This window comes from Streptomyces globisporus C-1027 (assembly GCF_000261345.2).
Classification (GTDB): Bacteria; Actinomycetota; Actinomycetes; order Streptomycetales; family Streptomycetaceae; genus Streptomyces; species Streptomyces pakalii.
Window position 1 is genome coordinate 6,908,817 of sequence record NZ_CP013738.1, and the last position, 15,575, is coordinate 6,924,391.

A 15,575-nucleotide genomic window follows, 5' to 3' on the forward strand; every position below is an offset into this window, starting at 1 on the left:
GTGTGGATAAACGGAGGTGCCCCGGCTACGGTGTGGCCCGTTCCGGGGATCCCGGGAGTGCCGTCCCGTACCGGCGGCTTCGCCAGTTTCCTTATCGCAGTGGGGAGTTCGACATGGACCGAAGGACCTTCAGCCGGCGGATGCTGGTCGGTGGCGCGGCGGCCGCCGCGACGGGAGTGACATCGTTGTCGCTCGGGGCGGTGGAGGCAAGCTCGGCCGAGAACCCGCCGCGTACGGCCCCGGCGGGCGGCGTCACCCGCCGACTGAAGATGTACGCCGAGAAGTTGCCGAACGGCGAGCTGGGCTACGGCTTCGAGAAGGGCAAGGCGTCGATCCCCGGCCCTCTCATCGAGCTGAACGAGGGCGACACGGTCCACATCGAGTTCGAGAACCTCACCGATGTCGACGCCAGCCTCCATGTGCACGGAGTGGACTACGACATCGCCAACGACGGCACCCGGATGAACAAGAGCCACGTCGAACCCGGCGGCACCCGGACCTACACCTGGCGCACCCACGCCCCGGGCCGCCGCAAGGACGGCACCTACGAGCCGGGCAGCGCGGGCTACTGGCACTACCACGACCATGTCGTCGGCACGGACCACGGCACGGGCGGCATCCGCAAGGGGCTCTACGGGCCGGTCGTCGTGCGCCGCAAGGGCGACATCCTGCCCGACCAGACGTGCACGGTCGTCTTCAACGACATGATGATCAACAACAAGACGGCCCACAACAGCGTCAACTTCGAGGCCACGGTGGGTGACCGGCTCGAATTCGTGATGATCACGCACGGCGAGTACTACCACACCTTCCATATCCACGGTCACCGCTGGGCGGACAACCGGACCGGCATCCTCACCGGCCCCGACGACCCCAGCCGGGTCATCGACAACAAGATCTGCGGGCCCGCCGATTCCTTCGGCCTCCAGATCATCGCGGGCGAACGCGTGGGCGCGGGCGCGTGGATGTACCACTGCCACGTCCAGAGCCACTCCGACATGGGGATGGCGGGACTGCTGCTGGTCAAGAAGCCGGACGGCACGATCCCGGGCTATGAACCCCATCATGTGGCGGGCGGCGCGGAGAAGAAGACCGGCGACAAGGCCGAGAAGAAGAGCGCGGACAAGGACGCCGCGAGGGACACCGGGGCGGATGCGGGGGAGCACCAGCACTGACCCCGTCCGTCACGGGCCCGCGGAGGGGGCGGGCCCGGTCACGGCCTGCCGGTGTCACGTGCCAGCCGCTGCTGCTCCTCCTCGACGATGCGCCGGGCCAGCTCGGCGTCGGAGACGTCCACCGCGTCCGGAGTGGTCTCCGCGAGATCGCTGCGCCGGGCGTACGCGTCGAAGAGCCGGTCCTTGCGGGCCAGCAGCTCCACCAGGCGCTGGTCCACACTGTCCGTGGCCAGCAGCCGGTGCACCTGGACCGTGCGCACCTGCCCCATCCGGTGCGCGCGGGCGACGGCCTGGTGCTCCAGCGTGGGCTTGATCTGCGGCTCGCACAGGATGACCACGGAGGCGGCCTGCATGTTCAGCCCGGTGCCGCCCGCCTGGATCTGGCTCAGCAGCACCGCGTGCCCTTCCACCGCGGAGAAGGCGTCCACCAGCTCCTGCCGCCGGGCCGGCGGGACGCTGCCGGAGAGCGGTCCGAAGACGTCAGGACCCAGGGCGTCGCCGACCGCCGCGAGGACCTCCCGGAAGTAGGAGAAGACGACCACCTTCAGGCCGGTCTCCCGTGCCTCGTCGACGAGTTCGCGCAGCCGCTCCAGCTTGGCGGAGGTTCCGGGCACGGCGTAGGCGGCCCGGCGCATCCGCATGAACCGCCCGGAGGCGACCGCCTCGCGATACGCCTCCCGGTCCTCGGCCCCGAACTCCTCCCACTCGTCCACCTGGACCAGCGCCGGGAGTTCGGCCAGCACGTCCACCTGGTTGCGGCGCAGATAGGCGGGGGCGACGGCCCGGCGGAAGGCCCGCGAACCCGCGGCGCCGTGCGTCGTGCTCACCGACGGCGCGAGTTCGGGGCGCAGTTGGCGTACCAGACTGCGGAACTCCTCCACCCGGTTCTCCATCGGCGTGCCGGTCAGGAACAGCACCCGCTCCACCTGCTCAGCCCACCCCGCGACCGCCCGGGACCTGCGGGCCTCGGGGTTCTTCACGAAGTGCGCCTCGTCCACGACCAGCATCCCGGGCCGCACCTCGGCCGCCTCCCTCCCGGGCAGCAGATGCAGCGCGTCGAAGGTGGTCACCGCCACCCCGCCCGCCTCACGCCAGTCCGCGAACGCCTCCACGCGCTCCGCCCCGTGCACCGGAACGGCCCGCAGGGTGGAGCGGGCCCGGATCTCCCGGGTCCAGTTGATCAGCACGCTCGCCGGGCACACCACGAGGAAGTGGGTCTCGCCCCGGGCGGCGAGATGGGCGAGGGCCGCGATGGCCTGGACGGTCTTGCCGAGGCCCATCTCGTCCCCGATGATCACCCGCTGCTGCGCCAGCGCGAACCGCGCCCCGAACGCCTGGTAGCCCCGCAGGGACACCCGGAGAAACGTGTCGTCGAGCCGCAGGGCCCGCACCCGGTCCGCGATCCCGGCGGGCAGGAACCCCTCGGCGGCATCCCGGTCGGGTCCGCTGCCCGACAGCTCGGCGAGGAGGCTGTAGTACTCGGCGGACCGCAGCTCGAAGTCCACCCAGGCCTCGGCGGGCGACGCCGGGGAGCGCAGCAGGTCGGCCGACGCCTGCGCGAAGAGCACCGGCAGCTCCCGCTCCACCGCGTCCGCCACGGCCGACCGCACCGCGTCGAGCGCCTCCCGCACCCGCGCCCGGGACCCCCGCCCGGCGACCAGCATCCGCAGCCGGCTCCCGCCCGGTGCGGCCGTCTCCACCCGGGGGCCCAGCAGTGCCGCCAGCCGCCGGGCCGCGTCCACGGCGCGCCGCGCGTCCGCACCGGCCACGACCAGCCGGTGCAGGGCGATCACCAGCGCGGTGCTCGTATCGTCCGGGGCGTCCACGTCGATCCGCACCGAGACGGTGTCGCGCACCGCGTGGGCGATCTGCCCGGCGGCGGCCAGCGCCTGGTCGGCGGTGTGCGCCCCGACCCCGGGGATCTGCCGCAGCGCGTAGCGGTCCGTGCCGTGGACCTGCCCGACGGTGCCGAACCCGGCCTGTTCCAGCGCCCCGAGACGCAGCCGCCCCTCCGTGACGTCCTTGAGCCGGGAGACGGGGATGTGGGCCAACTCCCCGCCCACCAGGGTGTCGAGGAGCGGATCGAGAACGGAACGTACGGCGGCCACGGCGTTCGTCCGGTCCGCCGGCACGGCACGGGCGCTCTCCAGCAGCAGCTCCGCCCGCGCGAGCAGCTCACGGGCCGCGCCGCCGGTGGGCACCGGGCTCCCGGCGGGCCCGCGTGCGCGTGTTACGTCCGCCGAGTCGCCCGCCGCCCCGCTCCGGTTCATGTACGTCCTTCTCTTCCCGAGGGGAGTCTCACCCGCCCGGGGCCCCGCTCTCCCGACCTCCCCGCCATCGTGCCACGCCCCGCCGACACCCCTGGCCCGGTCCGCCCCGACCGCCGCGCGACGCGCCGGTCCAACGCTTCGCCCCGGCCGCCACACGCTGCCTACCCTGGGCCGCACGGCGGACGCGACCACCGCCGGTGGACCGCGCCCCGGTCGGCCCCGCACGGACTGCGGCTGTCAGTGCCCGGTGCAAGACTCGAAAGGGAGGGAATCACCCGACAGCACCCGACGAGCAGGACCCCCGGATCGACTGAGGAGCACGCCATGATCAGCCCCACCTTCCTCGACGGAGCACCCAACTGGGTCGATCTCGGCACCCCCGATCTCGACGGGGCCACCGCCTTCTACCGGCGGCTGTTCGGCTGGGAGCTGATCCCCGGCGGCCCCGAGGTTGGGGGCTACGGGATGCTCACCCTCGACGGGCGGTACGTCGGCGGGGTGATGACGGTGTCCGAGGAGGAGGCTCCGAGCGCCTGGTCGGTGTCCTTCCAGTCGCCCGACGTCGACGCCACCGCACGGGCGATCACCGAGGCGGGCGGCAGCGCCGTGTTCGAGGCGATGGACGTCCTCGACTTCGGCCGCATGGGCGGCTTCACCGACCCGGCCGGCGCGTACTTCGGGGTGTGGCAGCCGAAGGAGCACCCCGGCTTCGGCGTGATCCAGGAGCCGAACGCGTTCCTCTGGGCCGAGCTCTACACCCCCGACGTCCCGGCGGCGGCCGCGTTCTTCGACAGCGTCTTCGGCTGGGGGACCGACGAGATGAAGGTGGAGGGCTCCGACTACACCTACACCACGGTCCACCCGGCGGGCGCGGGACCGGACGCCTCCTTCGGCGGTCTGGTCCGGCAGGGCGACGTCCCCTCCGAGGCCGCCCGCGGCCCCCACTGGCTGCCGTATTTCGCCGTGGCCGACGTCGACGCCGTCGTGGCCGAGGCGAAGCGGCTGGGCGGCAGGGAGACGCTGGCCGCCATGGAGGTGCCCGGCGTCGGCAAGATGGCCAACGTCGCCGATCCGTACGGGGCGGTCTTCGCGGTCATGAAGCCCGATCCGAGGCAGTAGCGCCTGGCCGCGAGGAGCGGGCCGTCGTGGCCGGATTGATGAGTCGTTGATCGGTTGTTTATCGCCACCGGGCAGCGTGTGCTCCATGCTGATCAACACCGTGACCGACGACGCACCCGCCTGGCAGGAGACCGCGTTGTGCGCGCAGGCCGGGCCCGAGTTCTTCTTCCCGGCCCCGGGCAGTTCGACCCGCGAGGCCAAGCGGCTCTGCAACGCCTGCGAAGGGCGGCTGGCCTGCCTGGAGTACGCACTCGCCAACGACGAGCGGTTCGGCGTCTGGGGCGGGCTCTCGGAGAAGGAGCGCGAGCGGCTGCGCCGAGAAGGACGCGACCGGGGCTGACCGTTCCGCCCTGCACGAACGCCCCGTAAACCCCTGGGGCGTTCGGTCCGTGCCCGGCACAATCGGGCCATGACCGACGCATCGCCGCTCGCCCTCACCGTCGCCCTCCTCGACGCGCTCGAACCGCTGCCTCATACGGAGCGCATGGGCGAACTGGCCGTGCGGACACGTCGGCTGGCCGCCCAGGGGGCGTTGCGCGCCGTCCTCGACGAACTGGAGGACGGCGACCCGTACGAGCGGCGGATCGCGGTCATCGCCGCCGCGGTCGGCCGGGACGACGAGTGGATCGGCGCACGTCTCGCCGACGAGGACGCCGTCGTACGCGGACACGCCCTGCGCGCGGCCCGGACGCTCGGGGTGCCGGACCCGGCGTACGAGAGCGCCTTCGCCGACGCGCCCGCCGCCGTGCGCCGCCACCTCGTGCGGGCGATCGTGGCCGACCGCCGCACCGCGCTCGCCGACCGGCTGGTCATCACGGCACGCGAGACGTACGGCGACATCGAGGCGGCCCGCCTGCTGCCCGGCTGCTCGGCCACCACGGTCGCGGCCCTGCTGCCGGAGCTGCGCCGCTCGACGGACTGCTGGTCCTCACTCGGCCACCACCACCCCGGACCGCTCCTGGACGCCGCCGAGGAGGAGCTGGCCGGCCTCCCCACGACGGCGCGGGACGCCTGGTGGCAGGACGAGGGGCACCCCCGGGGTATCGCCGCCGCCCTCCCGGCCCTGCCGCACCGGGTGCTCGACCTCCTCGAACGGTTCGGCCCCAGCCGCCTCCCGGCCGCTCTGTTCGGCCCCTTCGGGCGTCTCGTCGCTGCCGACCCGGTCCGGGTGGCCCGCCTCGCCATCAGGCCGGACGTCTGCACGCAGCTGCACCGGGCGCTGAGCGGAACCCAGTTGCGCCGCCTCGTCCGTGCCCTGCCCGACCCGCTCCTCGTCGAACTGGGCCGCAGCGCGCCGGACCAACTGCCCCCGCTCCTGTGCGCCCTGCCGCCCGCCCGCCGTGCCGAAGTGCACGAGGCGGTCACCGAAGGCCGGGGCGAGGGAGCCTCGGGGACCACCGCCGACACCGGGCTGCTGGACGCGCTGCCCCGCAACCGGGTCGCCGCCGTCGCCCGGCGGCTGGCCGAGCGGGCCCGTGACCGCGGGGCCGACGCGGCCGTCCTGCTCGCCACGTCCTATCTCCCCTTCGACGAGGGGCGCGAGCCGCTGCTGGCCGCCACCCGCGGGCCCGTCGCCGACGACCGCGCCACGGCCTGGTCGCTGTTCGTGGGCTGCGCCGGCCGCTCCGGAGACCCGGCGGTCGTCGCCGACGTGCTGGAGGACCTGCTGCGCCTGCGCAACGAGCAGGACCCCGTCCGCTCCGCCGCCCTCACCGCCCTGGCCGGGGTGAAACCCGCTCTCTTCACCGACGCGGTGGAACCCCTGCTCGACCGCGTCGCCGCCGATGCCGTGGAGGCCCGCGACTCGTCCCCGGCCACCCGGTCCGCCCTGGGCCGCCTGGCCGTCGGCGTGCTGCGCGAGCACGCGGTGACCGGCCAGCGGGACCTGCTCAACTGGGCGCTGCGCACCCTGGTCCGCATCACCGGCAGCAGCGGCAGCGCCGACTTCGGCCGGCTGGACCGGACCCTGCGCAGGGGCCAGGAGCACACCGTGTTCGAGGCGCTGCGGCCCTGGCTGGAAGCGGGCGCGGAACGCTCCGACTACGGACTCGTCCTGGCGCTCGCCCGCGCCGTGGGCCGTCGCGCCGACGCCATGCCCGGCCTCCAGGAGCTGTTGTGGCAGGCGGTGAACTACGGCGAGCCCTCGGCCGCCCGGAGCGCCGCGACCCTCTGGCTCCGCGCCCCGGCCGGCCGAGACGAGCGGGCCGAGCGGCTGCTCGCCCGGCATCCGTCGGCGCTCGCGCTCCCGGAGGTCCGGCGCGTCGTGACGCACCGGCGCACGGACCTGCTGGAGCCCTGCCTCGACGGGACACCGCCGCGCGGCCGGTTCCTGGCGCCCGGCGCGCCCTGGACGGTCGAGGTCGCCGGAGCCGAGCGCTGGACGCCCGGCCGGCAGCGTGCCGCCCGGCGCGCGGTGGAGCGCACGGTCGCGGACGAGAAGCTGCCGCTGCACCTGCGGACCGCCGCCCTGAGCCGGCTCGCCCGCATACCCGGGCGGGGAGCCGACGCCGTACGGCCCTGGACCGACGACGAGGACGTGGTGATCGCCGAGGCCGCGCTCGCCGTCCTGCCGCACACCGACCGGCCCGCCGACGCTCTGCCCGACCTGCTCGCCCACGCCGGTGACGACCGGGCGCGCGTCGCGATGTACGCGGCGGGCCGGGCCGCCGCGTACACCCAGCCCTCCCGGCTGGCCCCGCTGCTCGCCGCCCGTACGGCTCCCGGCACCGGCAAGGTCACCAGCCGCAAGGAGGTGGTGCGTCTCGCCGCCGAGCTGCTGCCCCGTGCGGAGGCGGCCGCCCTCCTCGCCGACGCGTACGACCAGCCGGACCAGCACGTCGACGTACGGGCCGCCTGTGTGACCGCGGGGACGCCGCTGCTCGGCGACGTACGCATGTGGGAGGTGGCCGAGCACGCGGCGGGCGGCGAACGCGCGCTGCGGGTCGCGGTGTTGCGGGCCCACCCGACGGAGCTGGACCCGGACCTGCGCCCGCGCTACGCCCGGCTGATCCAGGACCTGTGCCGCACCGGCGACGACACCCTGGCCCCCCTCGCCCACACCGCGCTCGTCCCCTGGCTGCCCTGGGCCCCGCACGCGGCGGCGGTCCTGGTCGAGGCGGTCACCGACCTGGACCGGCGGGGGAGGTGGCGCTCGGCCGCCGGCGCCCTCGTGGACGCCGCCCTGACCGTCCCGGACACGAACCGGGCCCTGATCCGCGGCCTGTCCCTGCTGTCCACGGGCGAGACGGCGGACGACGCGGGGGCGGAGCGGGACCGGCCCGCCCGCCGGAGGATCGGCCATCTGGCCAGGACGCTGTCGCTGCGCTCCGGGACGAACAACCGGCAGGTGGCGGCGGTGCTCGCCGAGGCCGGCCGGACCCTGGCCACCCAGCGCGACCTCATGCCGGACGCCGTCGCCCTGCTCGCGCGCTCCCTGGACCTGGCGGCGGACCCGGACCCGCTGCACACCGATCTCGTCGCGCTCGCCGCCTTGCACACCGGCCGCCCGGCGCTCGCCGCCAGGACGGCGGCGACCGTCGGCAGGCGGGTCGTCGGATACCGGGGAGCGGAGATCGGCGATCCGGACACCCTGCTTCTCGTCGTCGCACGGCTGGCGGCGACGGGGGATCCCGCCGAGGGACTGCTCGCCGCCGAACTGACCGTGGCGTGCGGCCTGCGGACCGGGTGGACCGGGCCGTGGCGCACCCAGCTGCGGATGCTCCGCCAGCACCCCTGCGACGACGTACGCGACGTGGCGTACGCGGAGGCCACCGCCGAGGAGTGAGGCGTCAGGGCGCGGCCCCGGGGTCCGCCCGGACCGGGAGGATCAGGCGCGGTCGCGCGCCGCCATCCGGGCCTTGCGGGCGGCGAGCTTCTCGTCGAACTTCGACGCCTCGCTGTCCAGACCGCCCATGTACAGACCGAGCTCCTCCTGGGCCTTCGCCCCCTCCGGGCCGAGCCCGTCGATGCTCATGACCTTCAGGAAGCGCAGCACGGGCTGGATCACGTCGTCGTGGTGGATGCGCATGTTGTAGATCTCGCCGATCGCCATCTGCGCGGCGGCCCGCTCGAAGCCGGGCATGCCGTGTCCGGGCATCCGGAAGTTGACGACGACGTCCCGCACGGCCTGCATGGTCAGGTCCGGGGCCAGCTCGAAGGCGGCGCCCAGGAGGTTGCGGTAGAAGACCATGTGGAGGTTCTCGTCGGTCGCGATCCGGGCCAGCATCCGGTCGCAGACCGGGTCGCCGGACTGGTGGCCGGTGTTGCGGTGCGAGACGCGGGTGGCCAGCTCCTGGAAGGCGACGTACGCGACGGAGTGCAGCATCGAGTGCCGGTTGTCCGACTCGAAGCCCTCCGCCATGTGCGCCATGCGGAACTGCTCCAGCTTGTCCGGGTCCACGGCGCGCGAGGTGAGCAGGTAGTCACGCATCACGATGCCGTGGCGGCCCTCCTCGGCGGTCCAGCGGTGCACCCAGGTGCCCCACGCGCCGTCGCGGCCGAAGAGGGAGGCGATCTCGTGGTGGTAGCTGGGGAGGTTGTCCTCGGTGAGGAGGTTCACCACGAGAGCGATCTTGCCGATGTCGGTGACCTTGGACTGGTCCGCCTCCCAGGCCTCGCCGTCCTCGAAGATGCCGGGGAAGTTCCGGCCGTCGGAGAACGGGACGTACTCGTGCGGCATCCAGTCCTTGGCGACCTTGAGATGGCGGTTGAGCTCCTTCTCCACCACCTCTTCCAGCGCGTACAGCAGCTGGGCGTCGGTCCACGCCTTCGAACTGCCGAGGTGGGGAGAGGTGATCGTCACGGGGAGCTCCTGGGGACGGGAGAAGTACCTACGGCTTCGTAGGTTACGAGACCGTAGGTTAAGGCGACCGTAAGGCCGAAGCCAAGCCCACCACCGGCATGGGCGGGCTACACAGCGTCATACCCGCAGGTGAACGGGTGGTCGAGCGATGCTTCGGGGCCTTGTCAGGACCCTGCTCCACCGGCTTTCAGCTTTCCGGACTCGGTGATTCCACCCCTGGATCCCGGCGCAGATACCGGCCCGTGACGGACGTCGGGTGCGCGAGCAGTTCGGCGGGCGTCCCCGCGAAGACCAGCTCCCCGCCGCCCTTGCCACCGTCCGGACCGAGGTCGATCACCCAGTCGGCCCGCTTGACCACCTCCAGGTTGTGCTCCACGCAGATCACGGTGTTCCCCGCGTCGACCAGCCGGTCCAGCAGCTCCACCAGCGTGCCCGTGTCCGCGAGGTGCAGTCCGGTCGTCGGCTCGTCCAGCACGTACACGCTGGAGGTGCGGTGCAGCTGGGTGGCGAGCTTGATCCGCTGACGCTCGCCGCCCGACAGCGAGGAGAGCGGCTGCCCCAGGGTGAGGTAGGTGAGCCCGACCGCGTCGAGGGTCCGCAGCTTCCGCAGCAGCACCGGGTCGTCGGAGAGTCCGGCCGCCCGCGCCGCCGTCATGTTCAGTACGTCCACGATCGACCGGCCGCCGACCCGGTGCTTCAGCACGTCGTCGTGGAACCGGCCGCCCTCGCACGCCGGGCAGGTGGTGGTGACCGGATCCATGAACGCCAGGTCCGTCGAGATCTCGCCACGGCCCGAGCAGCCCGCGCAGGCACCGGCGGAGTTGAAGCTGAACAGCCCGGCGTCCACGCCGTTCTCCCGGGCGAACACCTTGCGGATGGCGTCCAGCGCGCCGATGTACGACGCGGGTGTGGAGCGGGACGAAGCCGTGATCGCGCTCTGGTCGATCACCACCGCGTCGGGGTGCGCCGCCGTGAACACCCGCGACACCAGGGTCGACTTCCCGGACCCGGCCACCCCCGTCACCGCGGTCAGCACCCCGGCGGGAAACGACACGTCCAGGCCCTTGAGGTTGTGCAGATCCGCGCCGTACACCGGGAGTTGGCCGGTGGGGGAGCGGACCGCCTCCTTCACCGGGGTGCGGCGGCGCAGCGACCGGCCGGTGAGCGTATCGGCCTCGCGCAGCCGCGCGAACGGACCCTTGAAGACGATGTGGCCGCCGTCGGCGCCGGCCCGCGGCCCCATGTCGACGACATGGTCGGCGACCGCCATCACATCCGGGTCGTGCTCGACGACCAGCACCGTGTTGCCCTTGTCGCGCAGCCGCACCAGCAGATCGCCCAGCCGGCCCACGTCGCGCGGATGCAGGCCGACGCTGGGCTCGTCGAAGACGAACGTCAGCCCGGTGAGCGAACTGCCCAGGTGCCGCACCATCTTGAGGCGCTGGCCCTCGCCTCCCGACAGGGTCGTGGTCTCCCGGTCCAGGCTCAGATAGCCGAGCCCGATGCCGACGAGCCGCTCCAGCCGCTCCCGGGCCGCGGCGGCGATCGGCCCGCCCACCGGATCGTCGATCCGCGCCAGTACGCCGACGAGGTCGGCGACCTCCATCCGCCCGTAGTCGGCGGGTGAGAGCCCGTCGATCCGGGTGGCGAGCGCCGCCGCGTTCAGCCGTGCCCCGCCGCAGGATCCGCAGACCCGCTCCACGGTGAACCGGGCGGCCGCCTCGCGGCGCTTCTCGGAGAGGGAGGCGGTGTCGCGCTTGAGATACAGGCGCTCGAAGCGGGTCGCGACCCCCTCGAACTTCATGTCGGCCGACCCGGTCCGCAGGTCGAGGCGGACGGTGAACCCCGATCCGTACAGCAGGAGCCGGCGTTCCTCCTCGCCGTACTCGGCCAGCGGCAGGTCGTTGTCGAACCGTCCCGACCCGCCGTACAGATTCCACTCCCAACTGCCCACCGACAGACCGGGCAGCAGCAGCGCCCCCTCGTTCAGCGACTTCGACCAGTCGACCGCACGGTCCAGATCCAACTGGACCGTGCGCCCCACCCCGTCGCACTCCGGGCACATCCCGGCGGGATCGTTGAACGAGTACGCGGTCGCCCCGCCCGCGCTCGGGGCCCCGCACCGGGAGAACAGCACCCGGAGCACCGACCAGATGTCGGTCGCCGTCCCCACCGTCGAGCGGACGTTCCCGCCCAGCGGCTTCTGGTCGATCACGATGGCCACCGACAGGTCCTCGACGGACTCGACGTGCGGCCTCTCGTACTTCGGCAGCCGGTTGCGCAGGAACGAGGTGAACGTCTCGTTCAGCTGCCGCTGCGACTCCACGGCGATCGTGTCGAAGACGACCGACGACTTGCCCGAACCGGACACACCGGTGAAGACGGTGATGCGGCCCTTGGGAATCCGGAGGGAGACGTCGCGCAGATTGTTCTCGCGCGCGCCGGTGATGACGATGTCGCGGTGGGCGGAGCCGGGGGCGTCCGGCTCCGCGTCGCGGTCGGAAAGGCGATCCATGGGCGCGACGCTAGGGGGTATACCAGACAACTTCTGTCTGCTTTTCCGCGGGATCTGAGGGGCGACATTCGTACAAGACCGTGGAGCGGCGCCTCGGCCATCCTCGCCCGCCGCGTCGTGCGACGTGCCCGGGCAGGCAGCGGTCCCGGCCGCGGCGTTCGACGAGCTCGCCCCGAGGTCCGTGGCGGTGGCCGGGCACTCCAGCGGCGGATACATCGCCACCGCGCTCGCGGAGCGGCGCCCGGACCTGGTGGCAGCCCTCGCGCTGATCAGCAGCGGCCCGAGCCCCGACGCGCTCCTTCCGCAGCCCGCCTTCCTCCGGGCGCTCATCGCCCCGCCGCTCGGCCCGCTGATGTGGCACGTCCGGTCCGACGCGATGCTCCGACGAGGGGTGACCGCGGTGTGCAGTCGCCCGGTGACCGTCCCGGACGACCTGGTCGACGACGTACGGCACATCAGCTACCGCACCTTCAGGACGGTGCTACGGCGCAACACCCAGTACATCGCCGAGCGGAGCGTCCCCGCGCGGCTCGGCGCACTCGACGGCCCGGCTCTCGTGATCTTCGGCACCGCCGACCCCCGGTGGGACCCGGATGCGGCGCTCCTCTACGACGCGGCACCGGACACGCGCGTCGAGCGACTGGCCGATGCCGGGCACTTCCCCATGCTCGAAGCACCCGCGGAAACGGGTGAGTTGCTGCTGCGCTTCATGGCGACGACGGGCGCGCACGCGGCAGCACGGTCGCGGGGTTGGTACCGGGAGACCTGCGGCGCGGCGGCCGGGCGACCAGGGGGATCGAGTGCCTGCAGATCCGGCTGTCGCCGCCCCTGGCGGTCGCGGTGCTCGGCACGTCCGCCGACCTCACGGGGACGGTCGTCTCGCTGGAGGACGTCTGGGGCCGCGACACCGAGCGGACCGAGGGCAGGCTGCGGGCGGCCGGGACGTGGGACGAACGGTTCGCGATCGCGGCGGACGCCCTCGGCCGGCGACTGGACGACCGCCGGTCGCCGGACCCGGAGGTGGCCGCAGTCTGGGAGCTGATCCTCACCGGCCGGGGCCGGGTGGGCGTCGACAGCCTGGCGAACGAGGTCGGCTGGAGCCGCAAGCGTCTGTGGTCCCGCTTCCGGTCCCAGATCGGCCTCGCCCCGAAGCACGCCGCCCGGCTGGTCCGGTTCGACCACGCCGCCCATCTCCTCGCGGCCGGCCCCCCGCCGCCGAGGTGGCGGCCTTGAGCGGCTACGCCGACCAGGCCCATCTCCACCGTGAGGTCAAGGCGTTCACCGGAGTGACGCCCACGGCTGTGGCCGCCGCTCCATGGCTCGCCATCGACGACCTGGCATGGCCGACGGCCCCGGCCATGCCGTCGTAGGTGTACGCGCACCGTCTGAGCAGTCCTCGCGCACCGCGTCAGCGGCCCTCGCGCACCGCCTCCGCCGTCGTGTCCCGCAGCCCGCCGTCGAGCCGGAGCCACCGGGTGATCCCGATCGACTCCAGGAACGGCATGTCGTGGCTGGCCACGATCAGCGCCCCCTCGTACGCCTCCAGCGCCTCGGTCAGCCGCCGTACGCTCGCCAGGTCGAGGCTGTTCGTCGGCTCGTCGAGCAGCAGCAGCCGGGGCGCCGGATCGGCCAGCAGCAGCATCGCCAGCGTCGCCCGGAACCGCTCCCCGCCCGACAGGGTCGAGGCCGGCCGGTCCGCCGCCGCCCCCCTGAACAGGAAGCGCGCCAGCCGGGCCCGCACGGCGTTGTCCGTACGGTCGGGCGCCGCCCGTGCCACGTTCCGCGCCACCGACGACTCCTCGTCCAGCACGTCCAGCCGCTGCGGCAGGAGCCCCGTCGCCACCCACGGGCTGGCCTCCCCCGAGAGAGGCTTCAGCTCGCCCGCGATCGTCCGCAGCAGCGCCGTCTTGCCCGCCCCGTTGCGCCCGGTCAGCGCGATCCGCTCGGGGCCCCGCACCGTCAACTCGCCGTGCAGCGGAGGCCCGTACGGCGGAACAGGGTCGCGCAGCAGCAGCACTTCGCTGCCCGGGTGGACCCGGGTGTCCGGCAGCTCGATCCGGATCTCCTCGTCCTCCCGGACCGCCGACTCCGCCTCGTCCAGGCGCTCTTCGGCAGCCGTCAGCCGCTCGGTGTGCAGGATGCGGTGCTTGCCGGCCGACACCTGGGCGGCGCGCTTGCGCTGCCCCATGATGACCTTGGGCTCCCGCTTGGTGTCCCACATCCTCTGCCCGTATCGCTTACGTCGGGCCAACGTGACGTGCGCGGCGGACAGTTCGCGTTTCTGCCGCTGTACGTCGGACTCGGCGGCCCGCACCATGCGCCGCGCCGCCTCCTGCTCGACGGCGAGCGCCTCCTCGTACGCCGACAGGTTCCCGCCGTACCAGGTGACCGACCCCTCGCGCAGGTCCGCGATCCGGTCCACCCGCTCCAGCAGCTCCCGGTCGTGGCTGACGACGAGCAGCGCCCCCGTCCAGGCGTCGACCGCGTCGTACAGCCGTCGGCGGGCGTACGCGTCCAGATTGTTCGTCGGCTCGTCCAGCAGCAGCACCCCGGGCCGGTCCAGCAGCAGCGCGGCCAGCCGCAGCAGGACGCATTCGCCGCCGGACATCTCCCCGACGGTGCGGTCGAGCCCGATGTGCCCGAGGCCGAGCCCGTCCAGCGTGGCGAGGGACCTCTCCTCGATGTCCCAGTCGTCGCCGATCACCGCGAAGTGCTCCGCCCGGACATCGCCCGACTCCACGGCGTCGAGCGCCGCGCGCCGCTCCGCGACCCCGAGCACCTCGTCGACCCGCAGCGCGGTGTCCAGGACCACGGACTGCGGGAGATGGCCGAGCTCGCCACGGATCCTGACCGTCCCGGAGGCCGGGGTCAGTTCACCGGCGATCAGCCGCAACAGGGTGGACTTGCCGCAGCCGTTGAGCCCGATGAGCCCGGTGCGGCCGGGGCCCACGGCCAGGTCGAAGTCGGTGAAGGCCTCGGTGCCGTCGGGCCAGGAGAAGGAGAGGGAGGTGCAGCTGATGTGCGTGTCGGTGGATGACATACGGAACTCCCGTTGTACGTCGAAACGGGCAAGGACGGCTGAAGGAGGCTGAGATCGCACACGGGCGCTCCGGGCCACGACAGGGCACGGCGGGGCGCTGCACGGTGTGCACAGGACCTCAGATCAGCAACGTCCTACTCCGATCGACGACAACAGGGACGTCTTCGAAGGTAGGGCCGGGGCGCGGGCCCGGCAACCGGATTTACGGCCGGGGCGTCAGCAGGGGCCGCCGAGCAGATCGGCCAGATTCCGGTCCAGGTCCAGATACCGGTGCTCGTCGCCCACCGGAACCAGCTCCTGCGCCCGCTGGAGGAAGAGCCGCAGCTCCTCGGTGCGCACATGGACCATCGCGATGCCCTCGGGGGCGTGGAACTCCAGGACGGTCCGCTCGTACCCGAACGGCCGGACGCGTACGTCGCCCTGCCCGGCGGGGGAGTCCACCCCGGTGGTCAGCAGCTCGCGGGAGAACTCCCAGGACACCTCGGTGCCTTCCAGGGTCGCCGGGGCCGGGAACGCCATGCGGACGGCGAAGGGGTACTGGCGGTCGTAACTGAGCATGGCGGGCAAGGTCTCCATCCGTGGTGCGGACGCGACCATGCGAGCCTGCACGGACTGCTCGATAACGCTGGACAAGACCTGCTCCCTCTCGCGGCTG

Annotated in this window: 9 protein-coding genes and 2 pseudogenes; 6 read left to right on the forward strand and 5 right to left on the reverse strand. The window is 73.1% G+C overall.

The window, feature by feature from the left end:
- Positions 1-113 precede the first annotated feature (113 nt).
- The gene (locus WQO_RS30500) at positions 114-1,175 is read left to right on the forward strand and encodes a multicopper oxidase domain-containing protein (RefSeq protein WP_010058088.1); all 1,062 of its coding nucleotides are present in this window, start codon (positions 114-116) and stop codon (positions 1,173-1,175) included.
- A 38-nt stretch (positions 1,176-1,213) separates the two neighbouring features.
- Here WQO_RS30500 and WQO_RS30505 read toward each other — a convergent pair whose 3' ends face one another.
- Positions 1,214-3,445: a DEAD/DEAH box helicase gene (locus WQO_RS30505; protein WP_029182055.1), complete on the reverse strand. Its 2,232-nt coding sequence runs from the start codon at positions 3,443-3,445 to the stop codon at positions 1,214-1,216.
- 324 nt (positions 3,446-3,769) lie between these two features.
- Between WQO_RS30505 and WQO_RS30510 the strand changes: the two genes are divergently transcribed.
- The 3 genes from WQO_RS30510 (at position 3,770) to WQO_RS30520 (ending at position 8,348) form a co-directional block, all read left to right on the forward strand.
- Positions 3,770-4,564 carry a VOC family protein gene (locus WQO_RS30510; protein WP_010058085.1) on the forward strand — a complete coding sequence of 265 codons (795 nt, stop codon included), beginning with the start codon at positions 3,770-3,772 and terminating at the stop codon, positions 4,562-4,564.
- Between the two features lie 85 nt (positions 4,565-4,649).
- Positions 4,650-4,904, forward strand: a complete 255-nt coding sequence (locus WQO_RS30515) for a WhiB family transcriptional regulator (protein ID WP_010058083.1) — start codon at positions 4,650-4,652, stop codon at positions 4,902-4,904.
- Positions 4,905-4,973: 69 nt separating this feature from the next.
- The gene (locus WQO_RS30520) at positions 4,974-8,348 is read left to right on the forward strand and encodes a hypothetical protein (protein WP_058954154.1); all 3,375 of its coding nucleotides are present in this window, start codon (positions 4,974-4,976) and stop codon (positions 8,346-8,348) included.
- A 42-nt stretch (positions 8,349-8,390) separates the two neighbouring features.
- On the opposite strand, the gene WQO_RS30525 is transcribed toward WQO_RS30520, so the two are convergent.
- Both WQO_RS30525 and WQO_RS30530 read right to left on the reverse strand, forming a co-directional pair.
- Complete coding sequence (locus WQO_RS30525; RefSeq protein ID WP_010058079.1) at positions 8,391-9,365, reverse strand: acyl-ACP desaturase; 975 nt, start codon at positions 9,363-9,365, stop codon at positions 8,391-8,393.
- 187 nt (positions 9,366-9,552) lie between these two features.
- Complete coding sequence (locus tag WQO_RS30530) at positions 9,553-11,880, reverse strand: ATP-binding cassette domain-containing protein (protein WP_010058078.1); 2,328 nt, start codon at positions 11,878-11,880, stop codon at positions 9,553-9,555.
- Positions 11,881-11,980: 100 nt separating this feature from the next.
- Between WQO_RS30530 and WQO_RS35390 the strand changes: the two are divergent.
- Positions 11,981-12,598, forward strand: a pseudogene (locus WQO_RS35390) (alpha/beta fold hydrolase); the annotation flags it as partial.
- Positions 12,595-13,250 (forward strand): annotated as a pseudogene (locus tag WQO_RS36590) (helix-turn-helix domain-containing protein); the annotation flags it as partial. The pseudogenes WQO_RS35390 and WQO_RS36590, both read left to right, overlap by 4 nt.
- Before the next feature lie 38 nt (positions 13,251-13,288).
- Here the strand turns inward: WQO_RS36590 and WQO_RS30540 are convergent.
- Positions 13,289-14,920 carry an ABC-F family ATP-binding cassette domain-containing protein gene (locus WQO_RS30540; protein WP_010058076.1) on the reverse strand — a complete coding sequence of 544 codons (1,632 nt, stop codon included), beginning with the start codon at positions 14,918-14,920 and terminating at the stop codon, positions 13,289-13,291.
- A gap of 216 nt (positions 14,921-15,136) precedes the next feature.
- Positions 15,137-15,553, reverse strand: a complete 417-nt coding sequence (gene ssgD / locus WQO_RS30545; RefSeq protein ID WP_029182054.1) for a spore wall synthesis regulator SsgD — start codon at positions 15,551-15,553, stop codon at positions 15,137-15,139.
- Positions 15,554-15,575: the final 22 nt, after the last annotated feature.

Excerpts from the sequence above, each read along its gene's own strand:
- WQO_RS30500 (WP_010058088.1), top strand. The coding sequence starts at position 114 with ATGGACCGAAGGACCTTCAGCCGGCGGATGCTGGTCGGTGGCGCGGCG.
- WQO_RS30505 (WP_029182055.1), bottom strand. The coding sequence starts at position 3,445 with ATGAACCGGAGCGGGGCGGCGGGCGACTCGGCGGACGTAACACGCGCA.
- WQO_RS30510 (WP_010058085.1), top strand. The coding sequence starts at position 3,770 with ATGATCAGCCCCACCTTCCTCGACGGAGCACCCAACTGGGTCGATCTC.
- WQO_RS30515 (WP_010058083.1), top strand. The coding sequence starts at position 4,650 with ATGCTGATCAACACCGTGACCGACGACGCACCCGCCTGGCAGGAGACC.
- WQO_RS30520 (WP_058954154.1), top strand. The coding sequence starts at position 4,974 with ATGACCGACGCATCGCCGCTCGCCCTCACCGTCGCCCTCCTCGACGCG.
- WQO_RS30530 (WP_010058078.1), bottom strand. The coding sequence starts at position 11,880 with ATGGATCGCCTTTCCGACCGCGACGCGGAGCCGGACGCCCCCGGCTCC.
- WQO_RS30540 (WP_010058076.1), bottom strand. The coding sequence starts at position 14,920 with ATGTCATCCACCGACACGCACATCAGCTGCACCTCCCTCTCCTTCTCC.